Source organism: Bacillus sp. PK3_68 (assembly GCF_003600835.1).
Classification (GTDB): Bacteria; Bacillota; Bacilli; order Bacillales; family Domibacillaceae; genus Pseudobacillus.
In genome coordinates, this window is record NZ_NQYC01000001.1 from 2,051,787 (window position 1) to 2,072,727 (window position 20,941).

Here is a 20,941-nt window from a genome sequence, read left to right on the forward strand (position 1 = left end):
CACTTTATTTATACAAACAAAAGAGCACCGATTTGGACAGCCTTCAGTGCCGTGAATCCGTGCTCTTTACCCGATTAGTTTTAGAGGAAGCATTCAGCCTCTTCCTCCTATTCAATTTAATGACGCTTTCTTTTCAAAACACCGTAAAAAACGAGTCCCAAAACAATAAAAAAAAGGATGATGAGCTGCCAGTTGGCTGTTAGTCCCAGAGTCCATTTTACTGAATATGCTTCGATGAACAAAGAGGGGATTTTCCCCAGAGTGCTTACTACGCTGAAGGAAAGTAAACCCATTTTGCTAAAGGCGGCTGTTAGTGTAACGGCCCCAGAAGGTATAAAAGGTACAATTCTTAATATGATCACCAGAGAGGCAGCTTCCAGACCTCCTGTATCCTTTAGTTTCTTCAGAAGCCGGCTTTTCAACGGCCTGTCTAGTTTTTTGACTCCTTGACGGTAAAGGAGAAAACTAACTACAGCTCCAGCTGCCTCTCCAATAATAGATACAATCAGTCCTGCTTTAAAACCGAAAACAGCAATGTTTGCTCCCGTTATAAAAGCGCTGGGGAGCACGCCTGAGATTGCCACTATCATGCTGAGGAGGATACTGACTAAAAATGCTAAAATCGGATTATCCGGCATTCCTTGAATGAATTCATTCTCCATGCCTTCAATTCCTTTCTACAAAATGTCATTAACTTTTTTCTCGACTGTTCACCTTGGCCTGCAAGTCCTTTATTGGTCCTTTCATGCCTCTAAATTCAGAACGCCTCCAAAATGATCAGATTAATTTTCTTCTGCGGCAAACTCCTTCTCTTCATCGACTAAAATCAAACCAAGCTCATAGTGTTGTCCTTCGTAAAGCGAGCCTTGTGCAAAACGGTTTTGCCCATTTACATCCACTACTTCCAGCTTGCAATAAGCAGCATTTTTTTGCAGCGCTTCATAAAATTCGCTTTCTGTATTCACTTCAGTGCCATTTACCTTGTAAATAATTTCTCCAATCTTCAAATCCATTTTCTTTGCAGGTGTATAGGGCAAAATGCCAAGAACCATGACACCTTTCGGCTGCGGTGTAAAGAAATAGTGACGATCTCTTTCGTATGCATAATGACGCCAAGAAATCCAAATGCGGCTTATAAAAGCAAACACGGCGCTAATAACTGCCAGCACCGGCACCCAATAAGCGGCAATGGCCAACAATAATGTAACTACACCCGCAGCAATAATATTTTTTCCAGTCGCCTTTACGGCGAGCTCCGGCAATGTGCTTTTGATCAGCTGGGCAAAGCCGACCAAAAAAGGAAACCAAATAAATGAGTATGTCTCTGAGCCAATTGATATAACCGGCCACCAAGGCCATGGCGATGTAAGCTCTCCGGTTGGCAGCACCAAGAATACCGGCACAAGCCATAGGCGCTGAGCAAACTGAACACCTACTTTTAATCCGCGCGGACTCTCCACAAGTCGCGGTGACGTTCCTTGCCACCCTCGCTTTAGCATCAGCAATCCCTCTGTAATGAATAGAAGCGCTAAAACAATCGCCATCGTCATCAATATTTTGCTAAAGGAAAACCCTTCATGCGGAATAAATGAGTAACCTGTTTTTTCCGTCACCGCAAAGATAATCAAAGCGAGGCTAATTGTCCATGCAGGTGACAGCAGCCGGAAACCACCTGCACTTAAGATAATCGTGACAGCGGCAATGAAATTTAGCAGTTCAAGCGGAAGCGTAAGTCCAAAACCAATTGACACGATTGATAAAAGCAGCCCGATTAATAAGCTGGAGGGCAGTATGTAACGAACTTCCTGATAAATATCATACACTCGCGTGTGAAAGTCTTTCCGTTCTCTTGATACTCGGAACATGCCGACGACAAAAGCAAGCAAGAACGAAAAATAAAAAATTGGATGGATAAATAACTTTCCGAAGCCGCCTAAGAGCCCCAACAACCATTCTTGTAGCATGGCGTTCCCCACCTTACGTTAATTGCATTCTACTCAATATTGTAGCAAAAAAGTGACCGTGCGTGAGTATATATCACGTTTCATTTGTGAAAGAAGTATTTCACTACAAAAAAGAACAGCTGCCCCTTCGTTGAGGCAACCGTTCATTCGTCATTTTATTACTTATCTAAATTTTTTATATACGAGAGGGCTGCCTGCAGCTGGAGGTCATTCTTTTCCTCTTTCATTTCCTTTATCCATCTCTGTTCGAGCTCACTTGCTGTTTTCTTATCAATCTTTCCGGTCGCTTTCATTCCGGCCTGTACTTGCAGGGCACGAACCGCTTTCTCTGTTTCAACACTAAAATAGCCGTCTGTTCTTCCAGGTGCATATCCAAGACCGGCAAGCATCATTTGGGCACTCTTTACATTATCATTGTTCATTTCACGAATGAGCGGCTGGCTCACTTGAAGTGGGTGAGCATAAAAGTAGTCCGGCTGCCTCACTTCAATATCGGGACGAATTCCTTTTTTGTGAATCCAATTGCCGTTTGGCGTCAGCCATTTATGAGTGGTTAGTTTCAAATTGCTGCCGTCTCCAAGCGGCACTGGCTGCTGAACGGTTCCCTTTCCAAAACTTGTTTCACCGATGATAGGATAACCCTCTGCTTCCTTCAGCGCTCCCGCCAATATTTCAGAGGCAGACGCACTTCCCTCGTCTGTAAGCACAGCAATCGGATAAGGCTTCACTTTTTTCGTTTCTGAGAAATAAGGTACTTTGCGCCCTGACTTTTCTTCAATCTGCATATACGGTTTATTCTCTGTCACAAGCTCTTTCAAGATCTCCTCTACGCTTGTCAAGAAGCCGCCTGGATTCCCACGCACATCGATGATGAGGCCATCCAGTTCTTTTTTCTCCATCTTCTTTAGTTCTGATTTAAAATCTTTTGCCGTTTCTTCAGAAAATGAAGTCATTTCAATAACGCCAATCCGTTTTCCTTGTTTTCCCTTTACCTTCGCAAAGACAGTTTCAATCGGAATATTATCTCGCTTTACTTTAACATCAAGCGGTTTCGTCATGCCTGGACGGATAATTCCCATTGTCACCGTCGTTCCTTTTTTGCCGCGAATTTTCTTCGTCGCTTCATAAATCGTCAGTCCATCTACCGTTTTTCCATTAATTGTAACAATCTGGTCCTTCGGCTTTAATCCGGCTTTTTCTGCCGGCGAATCTTTAAATGGAGCAACAATAGTCAGTTTTCCCTCTACAACAGTGATCTCCGCACCGATGCCTTCAAAAGAGGAGTCCAACGACTCTTCGAATTGTTTGGCCGTTTCAGCATCCATATATACGGAATAGGGATCCTTTAAAGAACTAACCATTCCATCAATTGCTCCTTCTACAAGCTCGGTCCGGTTCACCTTTTCCACATATTGATTGGCAATCACTTCATATACGGTCTGCACTTTATGAAGCTCGTCCGGCAGATTCGTTTGTTCCGGTGCTGTCTGCGGTGGCTGGGCCGTATTCTCTTCTTCATCCATCACTGTCAGCCCCCCATACATTCCTCCGGCCCCTATTATAAAAGAAGACACCGTCAGCACCGCCACCCATTTTCTTTTCACCATTCCGCCCCCTCCAATTTGGAAAGCTAAAAAAGCCGCCCGGCTCACTACCGCACGGACAGCCCTTTCTCCCACTTTATGAAAGGAATGGACAAGTTATGAATAGCTCTTTGAAAAAATAGGCAGCCCTTTTGCCAAGGAGCTGCCTATTGTAATATTAACGCACGAATGCTGTATGAATGGCCTGTTCGATCTGATTAATAATATCAGCTGGTTCTTCAATGCCAACAGAAATACGAACAACCCGCTCATTAATGCCAAGGGCACTTTTTTCGTCTTCTGTTAACGAGCGGTGAGAAGTGCCAAGCGGATATGAAACAGTCGTTTCAACCCCTGCAAGAGAAGGAACAATCTTAATCCATCCGAGTGAGGAGAAAAAGCGATTCATATCCACCCCTTCATTTAATTCAATGCTAACCATAGCCCCGTTACCTTGCTCTGACACATATTTAGGGTAATATGTTTTTTTGACTCCCCTGTGCGCTTGAAGAAAATCAGCGAGCTCCTGGGCATTTTTCGTCTGACATTCCATGCGAATCGCTAATGTTTTTAATCCGCGGTAAGCAAGCCACGATTCAAATGGACTTAGATTCATTCCCATGTTAACGATCCGGCTTCGGCTCTTTTCAATGAGCTCCTTGCTGCCGACCAGCACTCCGGCTGTAACGTCACTATGCCCGCCGATGTACTTGGTCGCACTGTGAACGACTAGATCCACACCTTGTGCAAACGGCTGCAGCAAATAAGGCGTAGCAAATGTATTATCCATCATCACAGAAAGACCATGCTTTTTAGCTATTTCCGTCAGCCTCTCTATGTTTTCTACCCGCAAGAAAGGATTGGAAATTGTTTCTGAGTACAACAGCTTTGTGTTCGGCTGAATAGCTGCTTCAACTGCCTGATGATCGCTAAAATCGACAAATGAGGTAGCAATGCCAAACGCCTGCAGCTCTTCCTTAATTAAATGATAAGTACCGCCATAAAGGTCGCTTGCCGCCACCACATGATCTCCGCTTTGAGCCGCAGCCAAAATTCCCGCAAGAATAGCCCCAAGGCCTGAGGAAGCCGCTACTCCCTCCGGAGCTCCTTCCAGTGCTGCCACTGCTTTCGCGAGCTCATCCGTATTCGGGTTGCCATTTCTCGTGTATAAATAGGGAGTTTCGCCCTCAAAATACCCTTCTAACTCTTCTAAACTATTAAACGAAAAAACGGACGTCTGATAAATAGGGGTAGATTTACTTTTAATATTCCCTGTTTTTGATAATCCGCTGTGTACGGCTTTCGTTCTAAATGACTGATCCTTCATGTTCCCATCTTCCTTCCATTGCCAACTCACCTATTAAGGAGCTGTTGGTTGCTTCAGATAATCTTTTCCCGGCTATTCATGCTCATTCCTTTATATACATACTGTACACCTGCTTATCCGGAATATTCAATATATAATGTTCAGGAGAAAACAGATAGGCTTAGCGACAGGCAAAGAAAGGTCTTAAGTGTGAAAGCATGATTATTTAGCGGATAAAAGAGACAAGCATCGGTAGTACCTCTTGGCAAAAACTATTGCTTGTCTCTATCCACATACAAACATTCACTATTTCAGCTCACTAACAAGTTTTTTCATCATTTGTTCATCCATTGGACCAATAATTTTTTGATGAATGGTCCCGTCTGTGTTAAGAACATACGTGGTTGGGATTGTAGCTACCTGGTATTGCGGCCCAATTGTTCCTTCTTTATCAAGAAGGATCGGAAAAGTTAAGTCATATTGTTTAGCAAATTCAACAACCGCTGCTTTTCCTCTATCCTCGCTTGTTAAGTTTACTGCTAAAATTTCCATGTTACTTTTCTCTGCTTCTTTTTTGTAAAAGCTTTGCATATGAGGCATCTCTGCTTTACAAGGCGGGCACCAGGTGGCCCAAAAGTTTAACATTACTTTCTTGCCCCGGTAGTCCGACAAAGACACTTTTTTCCCATCTAATGTTTGGAGAGTAAAGTCTGGCGCTTGATCGCCCAGGCCAATACCAGAAGCCATTCCTGAAACAGCTTCCTGATCAGCCACTTCTATACCGGGATTTTCAATTTTTGTGATTTCCTTTTTATCTTTTACTACATTTACTGCTGCAATTCCAGCTAGTAAAACGAGCAGCAAAATGCCAAACCATTTTTTATTCAATGGGATCCCTCCTGACAATGAAAGTAAAGAACAGCGCTGCCCCTATATAGAACAAGCTATGCAGGTAGAATAAATCAGCAGTGAGCGATTCAAACAACAACTGCCATAACGTAAATAACCAGATAGTGCCGGCTGCTTGTCTAAGAGGAACAGCTAGCTGGGCTACACCTCCCGCAAGCTGAATCCATGCCAACAAGCCAGCTTGTCCTCTTAATAAGGACAGCATCCATTCAAAAGAAATTATCACTATCATCCACGTCCAAATAATTTGCGGCCGCTTTTCCGCAGGGGTCTTCCACAGCAGATAGATGCATACAGCGATCAGGCCGAGCCAAATGCCTTTCCAGCCGCCATTAAAATACATCAGCGACAAAGGTGACTTTACTACAAGCATAAAGCTGAACAAAAGCACACTTACCTTCCACACAGCAACAAATAAAAAGACAGCATTCACATAAAGTTCCAAAAAAACCTTGTCTTTTTTTAGCCAAATGACTAAAGCGCCAATGATGAAAGCAGCTAGAATGGCCAGCTGGGCTGCCGGGACAGTCAAAGAGCCTATTGTAAACCAGTTCATTTTTATTGTATTCCTTTACTCAAAAATATTGCTTTTGTATTCTCTTTAAAAAACGGCTATTTCTTTTATATACTATCATAGGTATAAGCCTACACAAAAATACCTTCTCCGTCCATCTTCTTTTATTATAAGCAAAAGAGGGCTGCCCTAATAGATCAGCCCTCTTCTCCTCTTTTATTTATTAGTAACCCCAGCCAATGTAAGCTGCCCCAACAATAATCAAGAGGATAAACAAGACAACGATCAAAGCAAAGCCGCCTCCGTATCCGTATCCGCCACCGCTCATACTTTACACCTCCCCTTCACTTACAATTACAGACTATTCAAAAGGGGAAAGATTGCGCGGGCGAACGCCCAGAATAGATGCTTTAGACCAGTAACCGCAAAAACAAAAGCCATCCTTGAATGCCTGATATAGGCTTTTAAGGATGGCTTTCTATTAAAAATTGACATATTTACGCGGATCAACCGCATTTTCTTTAGACAATGTCCAAGGGCCTTCATGAATTTCAAAATGCAAATGCTGGCCAAACGAACGGCCTGTATTACCCATATAGCCAATAACCTGCCCTTTTGAGACGCTTCCGCCTTGGGCCACACGCTCTGACATATGAGCATAAACAGTAGTGAACACTTTCCCATTAATAGAGTGAGAGATGAAGATGCAATTTCCATAGGAAGCTGAATAATAGGAACGGATTACTTCTCCGTCCGCCGCCGCTACAATCGGCACGCTGGCGCTGTTTGCAATGTCGATACCTTTATGGTCTCCCAAGCTCCTTGTCCCGAATCCAGAAGATACATGCCCTTGAGCTGGGCGCATAAATGATCCGCCTGAAACAGCTGGCGTATCGTTTGAACGATCGGCTGAGACGGACTCTTCCTTAGGAGCTGCTGGCTGGCGACTGCTGCTGTTTCTCTTTTGACTTTCTGCAGCTTGCTTCTCGCTTTCACGTGCAAGCTTTTCTTGTTCCTTGCGTGCTTGTTCTTCCTTTGCAAGACGGGATTGTTCAGATGAAATAGCCGCTTTGATTGCTTTTTCTTGAGAAGAAAGCAACTCCTGCTCTTCTTCTAAACTTAGTTTTTGATTGTGTGCGTGATCTTCTTCACTGGCAAGCTGCTGCATAACTTTGTCTTTTGCTGCTTTTTTCTTATCCAGGCCGGCTTTCAATTCTTTTAAATCAGCAAGCATGCTTTCTAAGTTAGCTAATTTAGTTTTTAGCTGCTGCTCGCTTTTTTCTAATTTATTTTTATCTGCCTCTTGTTCCTGCAAAATATCTTTATCAGCATTTACTAATGTAGTCACAGCGCTGGCTCGATTAATAAAATCAGTAAAGCTTTCTGAACCAAGCAGCACATCAATATAGCTTGCTGATCCGCCGCTTTGTTGCAAAGAACGGGCCCGATCTTGCAGAACGAGATTTCTCTCAGCAATGCGCTTTTTCAAGTCCTCTATTTCTTTTCGAAGCTTCTTTATTTCCTTCTTTGTCTCCGCAACTGCTGCTTGCTTTTCACGGATTTGCTTTTCTGCTTTAGTAATAGACTGATCCAACTGTTCAATTTCTGAAGAGAGCTTTGCCTGCTTGCTTTGCAGTTCGTTAATTTTCTTGCTTTTCTCGTTAATATTTTGTTTGATATCTGATTGTTTGTTTTCAATTTGATGCTGGCGGCTCTCCAGGTCGGATAACTTGGAAGCAAACGCTTCTTTTGTCATTCCTAATGTGCCCCCAAAGCCAAGAGATGCCGTTAAAGCAACTGTAAGTCCTATACGTTTCTTCAAACTCCAATTCTCCTCTCTGTTCCCCTGAAAATCTCCAGTTTACCTATCTATTAGCCAGATAAAATGATCGTTGATTACACTTTCAAAAATCGGCGAACAGCCATAAAGCTTCCCCACATGCCGATAAATGCTCCAATTAGCAAAATAATCCCGCTGATTTGCCATGCAAATGGATAATAGGCGAGCGGCTGAATGAAGTGGCCTTGCATATGAGTGGTGATTGCCTTGACTACATAGGAATAACCGATCACGACCGCAGCAACCGGCAGCAATGAACCGAGCAGTCCAAGCCAAAGCCCTTCTAATAAGAACGGCCAGCGGATAAACCAGTTAGTGGCCCCAACTAATCTCATAATCTCAATTTCTTTTCGCCTAGCAAAAATAGTCATTTTAATCGTATTGGAAATAAGGAACATAGCTGTAAACAGCAAGCCTAAACTAAGAACTAGTCCAACGTTGCGGCTCGTCTTTAAAAAGCTAAACAACCTTTCGACTTTTTTCTCGCCGTAAACAGCATCCTCTGTATAATCCAGCTTTTTAATTTTCTTCGCTGCTTTTGGTGTATCTGTAGGATGCTTTGTTTTCACCACGAACACGTCATAAAGCGGGTTGTTTTGCTTAAACAGAGCAAAGTCCTCACCCATATCCTTTATTAAATTCTGCAATTCTTTCTCTTTTGGAGAATAAGTAACCTTGGCTACTTCAGGCAGATCGAGCAATTGCTCTTTCAGCTCTTGCTGCTCTGCTTCCGTAGCATCCAGTTTAATTAGCACGCGTACTTCGACATCATTTTCTATATCGGTTGCGGCTTTGTTTAAATTTAGTAAAACAGTAAGAAAAACTCCAACTAATAACAAAGTTACCGTCACAGCTGAAACAGCCGCAAATGTCATCCATCCGTTGCGGCTTAGATTTTTAAAGCTTTCTCTGAAGTGGCGGCGGAATGTTCTAGATTTCATAACCGTAATCCCCCCGCTGCTCATCTCGAACGATTCGACCGCCTTCAATCGCAACTACCCGGCGGCGGATCGTATTCACGATTTCCTTATTATGAGTAGCCATCACTAGTGTGGTACCCCGAGCATTAATTTTTTCAAATATGTCCATAATATCCCATGCGGTATCCGGATCAAGGTTCCCTGTTGGTTCATCTGCAATAACGACCTTTGGCTGATTAACAATAGAGCGAGCAATCGATACACGCTGCTGCTCTCCGCCAGATAATTCTTCCGGAAGCATTCTTGCTTTGTTTTTCAACCCAACAAGATCCAGCACTTCCATGACCCGTTTTTTAATAATAACTGGACTTTCTTCAATTACTTCCATTGCAAACGCCACATTTTCATATACTGTAAGAGTCGGCAGCAGTTTGAAATCTTGAAATACTACACCGATTTGCCGGCGAAGCAATGGAACAGATCTATCTTTTAACGTCGACAAGTTTACTCCGTTTACGATAATACGGCCGCCTGTCGGTTTTTCTTCCCTATACATCAGCTTTATAAAAGTTGATTTGCCTGCTCCACTTGGCCCAACAACGTAAACAAATTCCCCTTGTTTAATGGAAATGTCAATGTTTCGCAAAGCGAGGACACCATTCGGGTATTTCTTTGTCACGTCCTTCATTTCTATCATCGAATCACCTGTCATCTTTTGTCAGTTATAAAAGAAAAAGCTGAAAAAATTCAGCTTTTTCTCCTCAAATCCAGATTCATTATATCACTGATTAAACCCTTATTAATGGTTAATTTAATTACATTTTCGTTTCATATCGTAATATATCCGATGGTTTTTATAGCGCTTTCAAAGAAATGATCGCTTTTTTTGCATAAACTCGCTGATACACAAGGTGAAAAAAATGAAATATTTTGTAACAAGCAAGCAAAAATATTTTGTCGATTAACAGGAGAGGAAATGAGAAAGGAAAAAATAAAGAATGCAGTAGTATATACTACTGCATTCTTACAGCCTGTTGAAGAGGCTTGCTTTCTCTATGGCTCGCTTGCCGAGACGGCATGGCATCTTTCCTTTTACTTCCCTACGAGTAAAATTTTTAAAGCGTAAAATAATTATTTGCCATCCATCTGGCAGCAGTTGTGCTAAACCGCCGGCATTCTAAAAAGAATGCAGCACACGACTACATTCTTGTTTTGACTTATTTCTTTGTAGCTAACCAATCAGCGACTGCTTCAGCATCGGCCCCTTGAACAACATTCGGAGGCATCTGTCCTTTACCGTTTTTAATGATATTTAAAATTTCGTCCTTGCTATACTTGCTTCCTATTTTGTCTAACGCCGGTCCAACTTGCCCTTCAAGGTTTTCTCCGTGACAGCTAAGGCAGTTCTGCTTGTACACTTGCTCTCCTTCTGCGCTAGCTGTTTCTTTCCCGCCGCCGTTATTGTCTTCGTTTGATTTGTCATTCCCGCCGCCGCATGCCGCAAGCGCTACGGATGAACCGATTAACAAAGCCATTAATGATTTTTTAAATTCCATGTTCTCTCCTCCTAGGAAAAAATAAACAATGCATGTTAAGTATACCAAAGCCGCTATAATTTGAAACAAGGCCGAGCACTGCAAGGTGAACAAAAGCAACGGCCAATCCAGCCAGATCAATCACTTTTGACAATTGTATACACTTTTTGAACTTTATTCATCCGGCTGTTTACACAAGTGAAAGCTGCTCGGTATTCCTCCATCTGGCATTGAATTTATTTTGCTGCATAGGAGCAAATTTTATGTATCCAACCAGCTGCATATAGTTATTATGATAACCGTTTTTAGTCTCTTTAAACCTTTTTAAGGCTGGAAGCCTATGCTTGAAAGAGATTCAAAAAGCCCTTTACTGATATGGGATCTGGACTGACCCCATAAAGTGAGACAAATAAAAAACACCTTTAAGTTGAAAACGGGTATGGGATACTCGAAAATAACTTGGAGGTGTTTTTCTATGGGGACAAGAGTCAGTTATCCAGCGGAAGTAAAAATGAAGGCTGTAAAAATGAGATTAGCTGGGGTGCCGGTCAAAGAAGTCTTAAAGGAATTAAACATTCGAAATAAGACACAGCTTAAAACATGGATGAAATGGTATAAAGCAGGCGAGTTTCATCGATTTGAACAGCCAGTGGGCAAGCAGTATTCCTTCGGAAAAGGGGCTGAGTATGAAAGTGAAACAGAGAAACTGAAGGCAGAAAATCGGTATCTGAAACAGCAGATTGAAGTACTAAAAAAGTACAAAGAATTGGAGAGGAAGTGGTCCCAGAAACAGCCGTAGAATTAGTGAAAGAACTCAAAACCAGCATGCCCGTCAGGGAAATATGCCGGCATCTTGGCATTGCTAGATCCACTTATTATCGCTGGAAGAGCAGGAACCGGGAAGAAACATCCAGGCAGATCGTTGAACGAAAAATCGGCACGTTGTGCCGGGACCTTAAGTTTCGATACGGTTATCGTAAAATCACAGCCTTATTAAAACGAGAGATGTCGATTAACCATAAAGCGGTACAGCGTGTAATGCAGAAGTATGGCTGGCAATGCCGGGTAAAGGTGAAGAAACGCAAACGAACAGGACAGCCCTGTCATATTTCCGATAACCTGTTAAAAGGAGATTTCCAGGCAAATCAGCCTCTTCAAAAGCTCGTCACAGATATTGCATACTTGCCTTTTGGCCAGAAACAGCTGTATCTTTCAAGTATCCAGAATTTATTTAACGGCGAAATCATTGCCTATTCTATAGGAAGCTGCCAAAACACAGATTTCGTGCTGCATACGCTGACCCAGCTGCCCCCTCTCCCCAAAGGGTGTATCTTGCACAGTGACCAAGGATCTGTTTACACATCTTATGCTTATCAACAGGCAGTCAAAGGAAAAGGCATTACCATGAGTATGTCCCGGAAAGGGACACCCTCTGATAATGCCTCCATCGAATCGTTTCATTCCTCGCTAAAGTCTGAAACGTTCTATCTCGACGAGTTGAGAAGCACTACGACGGCCATCGTAGTGCAAACTGTCGAAAACTATATTTACTATTATAACCATATCCGTATTCAAGCGAAACTAAACAACCAGCCACCGGTCAAGTATCGGCAGCTGGCTGCTTAAAGGTGTTTTGACCCCTGTCTCAAAAATAGGGGTCAGTCCCGTGGGATCAGTAAAGGGCTTTTTTTATAAGCGCGAGCGCAAATAGGCATTAATAAACGGACTGATTTCTCCATCCATCACTGCTTGGACGTTCCCAGTCTCCTCATTGGTCCGATGATCTTTTACCATTGAGTAAGGATGGAAGACATATGAACGGATTTGGCTTCCCCAGCCAATTTCTTTTTGTTCTCCGCGAATTTCTGCCAATTCGGCTTCCTGCTCTTCAATTTTCTTTTGATAGAGCTTAGCTTTTAACATTTTCATCGCATGCTCACGGTTTTTAATTTGCGAGCGCTCTGATTGACAGGTCACAACTGTATTAGTTGGCAAGTGGGTAATTCGGACAGCAGAATCCGTTGTATTTACGTGCTGACCACCCGCTCCGCTTGAGCGGTACGTATCTATCTTAAGATCTTCCGTACGGATATCAATTTCGATATCATCATTGAATTCCGGCATAACCTCACATGAAACGAATGAAGTATGTCGGCGTCCCGAAGAATCAAATGGAGAAATCCGCACTAAGCGGTGTACACCCTTTTCTGCTTTTAAGTAGCCATAGGCATTATGTCCTTTAAATAGAAGCGTTACACTCTTTACACCCGCTTCATCTCCAGGAAGATAATCCATCGTTTCCACTTTAAACCCTTGCTTTTCTCCCCAGCGTGTATACATGCGTAGCAGCATCGAGCCAAAATCCTGTGATTCGGTACCGCCCGCTCCTGGGTGTAGTTCTAATATGGCATTATTCTTATCATAAGGATCGCTTAACAGCAGCTGCAGCTCGAAATTACTGATTCGATTCCGGAACTCCTCCAGTTCGTTTTCCAGCTCTCCCTGCAGTTCTGCATCAGCTTCTTCCTTTACCAGCTCATGTGTTAACTCTAAGTTTTCTTGTGTTTCCAACAGCTCTTTATATTCGTTAACTACTTCTTTTAAACCATTTGCTTCATTGATAACTGTCTGAGCAGCCTGCTGATCATCCCAAAAGTTAGGATGCAGCATTTCATCCTCAAGTGCTGCAATGCGTTCCTCTTTGATTTCTAAGTCAAAGAGACCCCCTAAAGTCCGCTAACTTCTTAGCTGTTTTATCTAACTCATTCCGAATTTCAAATAATTCCATATAAGCACCTCTTCTTTAGTGTAAAAATGTTGTATTATGCCTACATTATTCAAGATATGAATCCGGCATGTTGTTCATCATTCCAGCAGGTTTAGTTACGAAACTCGCTCCCTCTGTCGGAGTTTGAAAATCAACTCCTTGTCGAGAGCTCCAATTCGCTATCACACTGATCGAGCGCCTTCCGCTTTTCTCTTGTCCAGCTGCAGCGGCCAGCCCGTACCGTGGTTTCGGTCTCTCTGTTGGAGTCAAAGAACGACTCCTGGTCGAGCCCTCCAACCTCCTATCGGGCTGATCAGGCCGCTTCCGCTTTTCTAATCACCCACAGCAGTTTTTGTATTTTTTGCCGCTGCCGCATGGGCATGGTTCATTTCTGCCGACTGCCGGTGCTTTTCTGACTGGTTTTTTCTTCGCTTTGCTTTCTTCGTCCTCTTTTGGATTTACTGCCTGTCCTTTAGCTACTTCCTGACGCTCCAAATTGTTTTGGATTTCTGCTTTCATGACGTATTTAGCAGCTTCCTCGTTAATGGAGGCGACCATGGCTTCAAACATAGCGAAACCTTCGTTTTGGTATTCACGCAACGGGTCGATTTGTCCGTAGGCACGTAAGTGGATCCCTTGGCGCAGTTGATCCATCGCATCAATGTGATTGATCCATTTAGAGTCAACAGCACGAAGCAGAACAACTTTTTCAAACTCACGCATCTGTTCTTCGCCCATTTGCTCTTCTCTTGTGTTATAGCGCTCTGTTACTTTCGCATAAATGGTGTCTTGCATTTCATCGGCACCCTTGCCTTGTAAATCGTTAATTGTCAGTTCTCCTTCACTTAACAAATTCGCATTTACATAATCGGCAATGGCCTGCAGGTCCATCTGCTCTTCCGTTTCAGCAGTGGTAGTATGAGCTTGGACGACTTGCTTAATGACAGCAAGAATCATCCCTTCTAAAATTTCTCGCAAATTCTCCGATTCTAATACTTCGTCGCGTTGTTTGTAGATGATTTCCCGTTGCTGACGCAAAACATCATCGTATTCCAGCAAGCGTTTCCGGGCATCAAAGTTATTGCCCTCTACACGTTTTTGCGCAGATTCTACTGCCTTGCTGACCATTTTACTTTGAATCGGCTGGCTATCATCCATACCGAGTCTTTCCATCATCGACTTCATGTTATCTGACCCGAAACGGCGCATTAACTCATCTTCCATTGAAAGATAAAATTGTGTAATCCCCGGGTCGCCTTGACGGCCAGAACGTCCACGCAGCTGATTATCAATCCGGCGAGACTCATGGCGCTCCGTACCGATAACAGCAAGACCGCCAAGCTCTTTCACGCCTTCTCCCAACTTGATGTCTGTTCCGCGTCCGGCCATATTCGTCGCGATGGTCACTGCACCAGGCTGACCAGCTTCCACAATAATCTCGGCTTCACGGCCGTGATTTTTTGCGTTCAACACATTATGGGGAACGCCGCGCTTCGCCAACAAGGAAGAAATCAGCTCAGACGTTTCAATCGCCACCGTACCGACAAGCACAGGCTGCTTTAGCTGGTGTCGCTGATAGATGTCTTCCACCACCGCCCGGAACTTCCCTTCCATGGAAGCATAAATTAAGTCAGGACGATCGTCGCGGGCAATCGGACGGTTTGTCGGAATGCTGACTACTTTCATATTGTAAATATTGCGGAATTCTTCTTCTTCTGTTTTCGCTGTTCCCGTCATCCCGGAAAGTTTCTCATACATGCGGAAGAAGTTCTGGAACGTAATTGTCGCCATGGTCATGCTCTCGTTTTGAATAGGGACTCCTTCTTTGGCTTCAATTGCCTGGTGAAGGCCATCACTGTACCGGCGCCCTTTCATTAGCCGCCCTGTAAATTGATCGACGATAATGACTTCATCTTCTTGAACGACATAGTCCACATCGCGCTGCATTGTGACATGCGCTTTTAACGCCTGATTAATATGGTGGTTCAGCGTTACATGTTTTAAATCAAACAAGTTTTCAATGCCAAACGCCTTTTCCGCTTTATTAATTCCTTCTTCCGTTAGCAGGACACTTTTTGTCTTCACATCATACGTATAGTCATCTTCTGCTTTTAACGTGCGGACAAAGCTGTTGGCATGGATATAAAGCTGTGTTGACTTCTGCGCCTGACCCGAGATAATAAGCGGCGTACGCGCTTCATCAATTAAGATAGAGTCTACCTCGTCAATAACTGCAAAATGAAGCGGGCGCTGTACCTTATGTTCTTTGTAGAGCACCATGTTATCCCGGAGGTAGTCGAAACCAAATTCATTGTTTGTGCCGTACGTAATGTCTGCTTCGTAAGCCTCTTTTTCTCTTCTTTCGATAAGCTGTTTAAATTCAGTCCTACACTTAGCCCAAGAAAATTATACAACTCGCCCATTTCCACAGCGTCACGCGAAGCAAGATATTCGTTGACCGTAATAACGTGAACACCTTTGCCGGAAAGAGCATTTAAATATACTGGCATCGTCGCCGTTAACGTTTTTCCTTCCCCCGTCTTCATTTCGGAGATATTGCCTTCGTGGAGAGCAATTCCCCCATCAACTGAACGCGGTATGGGTAGAGGCCGAGTACGCGTCGTGCTCCTTCGCGCACAACCGCAAAAGCCTCTGTTAATAAATCATCAAGCGTTTCACCTTTTGCATAGCGCTCCTGAAATTCTATCGTTTTGGCGCGCAGATCTTCATCGGACAGCTGTTCCATTTCCTCTGCCAATGATTCAATTTTTAACGCCATTTTTTCTAACCGCTTTACATCGCGTTTATTTGCATCAAACATTTTTGTTAATAAGCCCATTTATAGCCGCTCCTTTTTACTTGCAACAAGTTAGTCCGTGAGCCTGAAAACCTCATAAAATTCCTATTTAATATTACCACTATCACCTGTTTGAAACAACTGAACGGCATGGAGAAAGGCTCTCGTTAAAAAAGTAAAAACGCCTGTGACAGGCGTTTTATACTTGAAGTGCTTGTTTGTCCTGTTGCAAATGTTCCTCCAGAAGAGGCTCCATTTCCTTCACACGCTTTGTTAGACTTGCAGCAGAGACTCCAAGTCGGGAAGCCAGCTGGCTATTTGAATAGTCAGTAGCAACCATTCCATGAGATTGCAGAAGTGAATAAAGAGCAGCTGTATAAATTTCCGGTTTGCGAACTGTCGGATTTTCTTTTTGGCAGTATAGATTCCAAAGAAGTATCGCTGTCTGCTGTCTCAGCTCTTCGATTCCTTCTTCCTGCAGAAATGCAAGCAAGGCATCTGCTGTTTTTTTCTGGGATTCTTTTTCCCATGCTAATTCACTATAATCCAATGTTGCTTCTTTGCCTTTATCTTTCTCTTCACCTTCACCGCCATAAATCGTAAACAGGCCTTCTAACACAGGCAGCCAGTTGGCAGCAAGAAATGTCTGCGGATCTGTTTCTTCCGCTTGCTTAAATTGTGAAGAAATCCAGCTTTCTGCTTCCGCCACGACGTGTTGTTCAAAATGAAAATCAATCATAAAGAACGTATATTCGTTTTCAAATGGCAGCAGGCCACCAGTTACAAAGACTTCTTCGATAGGCAACTGCCGGCGTGCTCGGATCGATAGCCTTTCACCCGATAATACATCTTCCACCTCATACACATTGCCTTTGGCAGCTTTTACAGTGCCTGCCACAAACTTTACTTGAGGCCATGCAAGGAGGATGTCTCTCGTCCGCTCTCTCTTCACTGTTTGCGCACGTCTGGCCACAAACTCTTCAAGGACAGTCTGTCCATTTTTAACAGGCTGCGTTAAAATAAACCAAATTTCAAAAGCAATTAGATACACCTGTGGATCTTTGCGAAGCACTTCATACGTATGTAAAAGTGACTGAAAACGTTTCTTCATTTCATACGAATGATGTTCCATGGCGTAATCGATTAGCTCACGTTGTAGATTTTCAAGCTCTTCTTGCATCACTCCGTGAATAGCCGAACCTTCTATTTTTCCACAACATTTTTTGAACTTTTTTCCGCTTCCGCATGGACATGGCTCATTCCGTCCAACTAACATAATTTTACTCCCCCTGGATCATCAACTCTTCCTCTATAGTAACATGAATTGTCAACTCTCAGTAGGGATAGCCAATAGTTTAAGAAAGCTGTTCCTTCAGAATAAAGCGCCGTTCCCCTCATTAAGTAGTCATTCACCTTTCCCATCCATCACCCGACGATTGTGAAAAAAGGGCATTAAGAAAACAGACTCCTCATTCAGGAGTCTGTTTTCTGTACATTACAGACTTGGTGAAAATTGTTAATTAATATTTTTTCCTGCCTCCACCAATATACTTTCCAAGTTATTGAATCGATCAGTTACCCTCCAGTTGATACAACACCTTCCGCATTGTCGACGACTGGAGCCTCAGGTGCCTCAATTACTGGTGTTTCAACGGCATCTCCTTCTGCTGGTGTTTCTATATTTTCTTCTTCCGATGCTTCACCAACGACCGTTTGGATAAGCGTTTGGACTTCAATTTGAAGAACCTCGACTCTTTGTTCACGTTTTTGAATATCTCCCGTGGCGTTACCCTTTACCATCAAAGAATCCAATCGATGATTCATAGCATTCAAACGGTTCTCTAACGCTGTTAATTTATCGGCATACTCTTCATGCTTGTCTGTTGCTTCAACGGAAGTGTTTTCTTGCGGCTCTTCTCCAATTGCTGGTGTCTCAAGATTCAGGGAATCAATTTCCTGCTTGTACTCTCCTAATTTTTCTTCTATGCCAGCCACCTGCTTATCGATTGATCTAAGCTGATTGGCTTGTCCTTTAATTTTTTCGTTATTGATCTCCTTTGCCCACTCCTGTTTTTCGGACGGATGAACGTCATCCTTTTGCGCTGCATATCCATATATCGGCGCAGAGAAAATTGTTCCTGCTGCTAGTGCTATTGCAAATGCGGATGATACTTTTTTCTTTTTTGCCATTCACTTACTCCTCCTTTAACATAGTTAAGCAAAGATCAACAGCCAGCAACCAATCGGTGACGCTTTTTTTCCTGGCCCGGTCTTTACGCTATCCATCATAGCGGTTACCCCTGGTTGAAACCAAGACCCAGTATAAAAAGAGGAGAGCCTTACTGTTAAACTTTCATTTTTATCCAATTCTCTCTTTATTTTGTATATTAAAAGAGGAAATGTGCTTGAAACTTTCGCTTACTTCCCTTCTTCTTTTTTCGACTGAAATCGACCAAAGCTTTATTTCTACAAGGTTGTCTCATTCAAAAAAGGGGGTTGGCGAACTGGCTTTCCAACCAACCAAGCAAGCCCGCCTATGCGACTAAAAATAGTCTATTTGATAGATTTCCATTGGCTGTGAAGCCCTTTTATCAAAAAGTCCCCGCTGTCCAAAGACAGCGGGGACTTGATTTTTTTTAATTTGTCTCAATTAAACCGTACTTTCCATCTTTTCGTCTATAAACAATATTTGTACCATTGCTTTCTGCGTCTGTGTAGATAAAGAAGTTATGTCCCAAAAGATTCATTTGCAATACGGCTTCTTCAGAATCCATTGGCTTCAAATCAAATTGCTTTGTACGAACGATTGACAATTCATCTGTCTCTTCTTCTGCTTCAGCAACTGCTGTTTCACTTTGCGCGATGGCAAAATAATCTTGCGGGTCACCCTTTTCGCGGAATTTACGGTTTACTTTTGTTTTATGTTTACGGATTTGGCGCTCTAATTTATCAACAATTAAATCAATAGCTGCATACATATCTTCATTTCGTTCTTCAGCTCGAAGCACAAGGTTTTTCATTGGGATTGTGACTTCGACTTTGGAGTTTTTATCAGAGTAAACTTTCAAATTCACATGCACAGTCGCATTTGGAGTTTCAATAAAATAACGCTCCAACTTGCTGATTTTCTTTTCCACGTATTCACGAATTGCCGGAGTTACCTCAATGTTCTCACCGCGGATGCTATAGTCTAACATGCTGACTCCTCCTTTACAAATAGCTATGTGTATATACTTCTCCTTTCCCTTAGAAACTCCTGCTTAACCTAGCAAAAATGTTTGTCGAAACTTTAATAAATATTTCCTATTCTGTCTATTGATTTTTGCAGTTGTAGCATTTCCTCGGGCCAAGTCCTAATCAAACAGACTTATTTCAGGCATTATACGCGGCAAACGAAGAAATCATGTGGCTGATTCAAAATATTCCATTTAAAAAGCAAAAAGCGAACCGTCTGAAAGCGGTTCGCTCTAAATTAATTCTTTTTATCATAAAAAACGCCATCCATCTGCATGGACGCATAAGGGTTCACATATTTGTCTACAGAGTCCTTCTTTTTTGTTAGACTTTTCATGTCTCTCTGAATGTCTTCTTTTACCTTCTTTAGCCGCATATCGATTACTGCATTGCGTTTAATCATTTCTCGCCCGAGCTCCTGCTCTTCTGCCGTGAAAGGCGGTTTAATATCCGCAAGCAGCTCTTCTCTTCTCTCAAGCAACGTTTCAATAGCCGCCATCATTTGATCTCGGTCTGCCGGCGGACGGCTCACGAGTTGAAATAGCTTTTCCGTTATTTCAAAGCAATTCTTTACAGCCGACATCAGGCTTGCCTACCTGCACCAGCATGCTGAAGCTGGCGATTTTTTTGAATAACGTCCTTCCATGTATCACGGAACTCGATGACGAACCCCTCTACTTCTTCCAAAATGGCTATGTCATTTTTTATATTTGCTTCAATCAAACGGCGGTTTAAATAATCATAAAGAGACAATAAGTTTTCTGATACAGTCATGTCCATGTTTAAGGTAACCATAAGCTCTTGAATGATCGCTTGCGCTTTTTGAATGTTTGTGTTTTTCACTTCAATGTTTTGTGCTGCAATCGCTTGTTTTGCCTGACTAATAAACTTTAAGCAACCGTTGTAGAGCATCAATGTCAATTCCCCAGGGGAAGCTGTTGTTACGGCGTTATTCGAATATGTTTGATAAGGGTTTTTCATTGCCATGAAAAAAAACACTCCTTTAATAATTAAAAATAGCTAAGGGCGCCAGCTAGAAGGCTGCGTTAGCTTTTGCTGGATCGCCCATGCGAGGTTAAATTTTTTTATCTACTAAAATCCCCAAGTAATCCGTCATGGCTGCGTACATGTCGAGAAGCTTTTTTGATGGAATTTCCCTAATGACTTCTTGTGTTTCGTCATCGATCATTGTTACGTAATATTCTTCGAGTTCATCATGAAATTCAAACTTCAAATGAGTGTTTGACGGTTTTAAGAAATCATTCATTCCCTGTACGATTTTTTCCATTTTTGCTTTTTCAGACTTACGCACAGTCATTTCAGTGGTTTCTTCCTGCTTTTGTTCCTGCAGATTGACTTCTGCTGGTTTTTGCACCGCATTTACCGGTATGATTACATGTTTTTGCTTACCTAGCTTATCTATCACTCATTACCGCCCCTTCCGGCTTGGTTTTTCTATTAGTTATATCGGAAGAAGCGAGGCAAAGTTAATAAAAAGAAAAGAATCTATTTCATGATTTTGTGAAAAATACAAATAAATAGAAATAGCAAGAAAACTTCCGTCTAAAAGTC

At 42.6% G+C, this 20,941-nt stretch carries 21 protein-coding genes and 1 pseudogene; 2 read left to right on the top strand and 20 right to left on the bottom strand.

The features are described 5' to 3' along the window. Positions 1–116 precede the first annotated feature (116 nt). The 10 genes from CJ483_RS10685 to ftsE all read right to left on the bottom strand — a co-directional run bounded on the left by CJ483_RS10685 (position 117) and on the right by ftsE (position 9,733). Entirely contained in the window at positions 117–662 is a 546-nt protein-coding gene (locus CJ483_RS10685) for a TVP38/TMEM64 family protein (RefSeq protein WP_120034763.1), read from the bottom strand. Between the two features lie 120 nt (positions 663–782). Then, on the bottom strand, positions 783–1,964 hold the full coding sequence (locus CJ483_RS10690; protein WP_120034766.1) for a PDZ domain-containing protein: 1,182 nt from the start codon (positions 1,962–1,964) through the stop codon (positions 783–785). 158 nt (positions 1,965–2,122) lie between these two features. Continuing rightward, positions 2,123–3,568, bottom strand: a complete 1,446-nt coding sequence (locus tag CJ483_RS10695; RefSeq protein ID WP_182917158.1) for a S41 family peptidase — start codon at positions 3,566–3,568, stop codon at positions 2,123–2,125. Between the two features lie 157 nt (positions 3,569–3,725). Beyond that, on the bottom strand, positions 3,726–4,874 hold the full coding sequence (locus tag CJ483_RS10700; protein WP_120034768.1) for a trans-sulfuration enzyme family protein: 1,149 nt from the start codon (positions 4,872–4,874) through the stop codon (positions 3,726–3,728). A 285-nt stretch (positions 4,875–5,159) separates the two neighbouring features. Beyond that, a complete protein-coding gene (locus CJ483_RS10705; protein ID WP_120034770.1) occupies positions 5,160–5,741 on the bottom strand; it encodes a redoxin domain-containing protein in 582 nt (193 codons plus the stop codon). After that, positions 5,734–6,318 carry a hypothetical protein gene (locus CJ483_RS10710; protein ID WP_120034772.1) on the bottom strand — a complete coding sequence of 195 codons (585 nt, stop codon included), beginning with the start codon at positions 6,316–6,318 and terminating at the stop codon, positions 5,734–5,736. The genes CJ483_RS10705 and CJ483_RS10710 overlap by 8 nt, the downstream gene beginning before the upstream one ends. A 181-nt stretch (positions 6,319–6,499) precedes the next feature. After that, the gene (locus CJ483_RS10715) at positions 6,500–6,604 is read right to left on the bottom strand and encodes a YjcZ family sporulation protein (RefSeq protein WP_120034774.1); all 105 of its coding nucleotides are present in this window, start codon (positions 6,602–6,604) and stop codon (positions 6,500–6,502) included. A gap of 153 nt (positions 6,605–6,757) precedes the next feature. Continuing rightward, a complete protein-coding gene (locus tag CJ483_RS10720; RefSeq protein ID WP_120034776.1) occupies positions 6,758–8,098 on the bottom strand; it encodes a murein hydrolase activator EnvC family protein in 1,341 nt (446 codons plus the stop codon). 74 nt (positions 8,099–8,172) lie between these two features. Continuing rightward, complete coding sequence (gene ftsX, locus CJ483_RS10725; RefSeq protein ID WP_120034778.1) at positions 8,173–9,057, bottom strand: permease-like cell division protein FtsX; 885 nt, start codon at positions 9,055–9,057, stop codon at positions 8,173–8,175. Next, positions 9,047–9,733 (bottom strand): cell division ATP-binding protein FtsE, encoded by a 687-nt coding sequence (ftsE, locus tag CJ483_RS10730; protein WP_120034780.1) that lies wholly within the window; start codon positions 9,731–9,733, stop codon positions 9,047–9,049. The genes ftsX and ftsE overlap by 11 nt, the downstream gene beginning before the upstream one ends. Positions 9,734–10,012: 279 nt before the next feature. Between ftsE and CJ483_RS24505 the strand changes: the two genes are divergently transcribed. Continuing rightward, on the top strand, positions 10,013–10,162 hold the full coding sequence (locus tag CJ483_RS24505) for a hypothetical protein (protein WP_182917023.1): 150 nt from the start codon (positions 10,013–10,015) through the stop codon (positions 10,160–10,162). Positions 10,163–10,253: 91 nt separating this feature from the next. On the opposite strand, the gene cccB is transcribed toward CJ483_RS24505, so the two are convergent. Next, positions 10,254–10,592: a cytochrome c551 gene (gene cccB, locus CJ483_RS10735; RefSeq protein WP_120034782.1), complete on the bottom strand. Its 339-nt coding sequence runs from the start codon at positions 10,590–10,592 to the stop codon at positions 10,254–10,256. Positions 10,593–11,046: 454 nt separating this feature from the next. Here cccB and CJ483_RS10740 point away from each other — a divergent pair. Further along, positions 11,047–12,197, top strand: a protein-coding gene (locus tag CJ483_RS10740; RefSeq protein WP_120034784.1) for an IS3 family transposase whose coding sequence is annotated in 2 segments (ribosomal slippage) — positions 11,047–11,320 and positions 11,320–12,197 — 1,152 coding nt in all. Because the reading frame shifts where the segments join, the coding sequence is not laid out codon by codon here. 63 nt (positions 12,198–12,260) lie between these two features. Here the strand turns inward: CJ483_RS10740 and prfB are convergent. The 9 genes and pseudogenes from prfB to flaG all read right to left on the bottom strand — a co-directional run bounded on the left by prfB (position 12,261) and on the right by flaG (position 20,795). After that, positions 12,261–13,359 (bottom strand): peptide chain release factor 2 gene (prfB, locus tag CJ483_RS10745; protein WP_120034786.1). Its coding sequence is split into 2 segments (ribosomal slippage): positions 12,261–13,286 and positions 13,288–13,359, totalling 1,098 coding nucleotides; the frame shifts between segments, so codons are not numbered across the junction. Between the two features lie 45 nt (positions 13,360–13,404). Then, positions 13,405–13,608 carry a hypothetical protein gene (locus CJ483_RS10750; protein ID WP_120034788.1) on the bottom strand — a complete coding sequence of 68 codons (204 nt, stop codon included), beginning with the start codon at positions 13,606–13,608 and terminating at the stop codon, positions 13,405–13,407. A gap of 66 nt (positions 13,609–13,674) precedes the next feature. Further along, positions 13,675–16,177 (bottom strand): annotated as a pseudogene (gene secA, locus CJ483_RS10755) (preprotein translocase subunit SecA). Between the two features lie 157 nt (positions 16,178–16,334). Beyond that, positions 16,335–17,411, bottom strand: coding sequence for an SEC-C metal-binding domain-containing protein (locus CJ483_RS10760; RefSeq protein WP_120034790.1), 1,077 nt, complete (start codon positions 17,409–17,411; stop codon positions 16,335–16,337). 299 nt (positions 17,412–17,710) lie between these two features. Then, positions 17,711–18,325: a hypothetical protein gene (locus tag CJ483_RS10765; RefSeq protein ID WP_120034792.1), complete on the bottom strand. Its 615-nt coding sequence runs from the start codon at positions 18,323–18,325 to the stop codon at positions 17,711–17,713. A gap of 446 nt (positions 18,326–18,771) precedes the next feature. Next, entirely contained in the window at positions 18,772–19,332 is a 561-nt protein-coding gene (hpf, locus tag CJ483_RS10770; RefSeq protein ID WP_120034794.1) for a ribosome hibernation-promoting factor, HPF/YfiA family, read from the bottom strand. Between the two features lie 275 nt (positions 19,333–19,607). After that, positions 19,608–19,952 carry a flagellar protein FliT gene (gene fliT / locus CJ483_RS10775; protein WP_120034797.1) on the bottom strand — a complete coding sequence of 115 codons (345 nt, stop codon included), beginning with the start codon at positions 19,950–19,952 and terminating at the stop codon, positions 19,608–19,610. After that, positions 19,952–20,356: a flagellar export chaperone FliS gene (fliS, locus tag CJ483_RS10780; protein WP_120034799.1), complete on the bottom strand. Its 405-nt coding sequence runs from the start codon at positions 20,354–20,356 to the stop codon at positions 19,952–19,954. The genes fliT and fliS overlap by 1 nt, the downstream gene beginning before the upstream one ends. A gap of 88 nt (positions 20,357–20,444) precedes the next feature. Further along, positions 20,445–20,795 carry a flagellar protein FlaG gene (flaG, locus tag CJ483_RS10785; protein ID WP_259455613.1) on the bottom strand — a complete coding sequence of 117 codons (351 nt, stop codon included), beginning with the start codon at positions 20,793–20,795 and terminating at the stop codon, positions 20,445–20,447. Positions 20,796–20,941 lie beyond the last annotated feature (146 nt).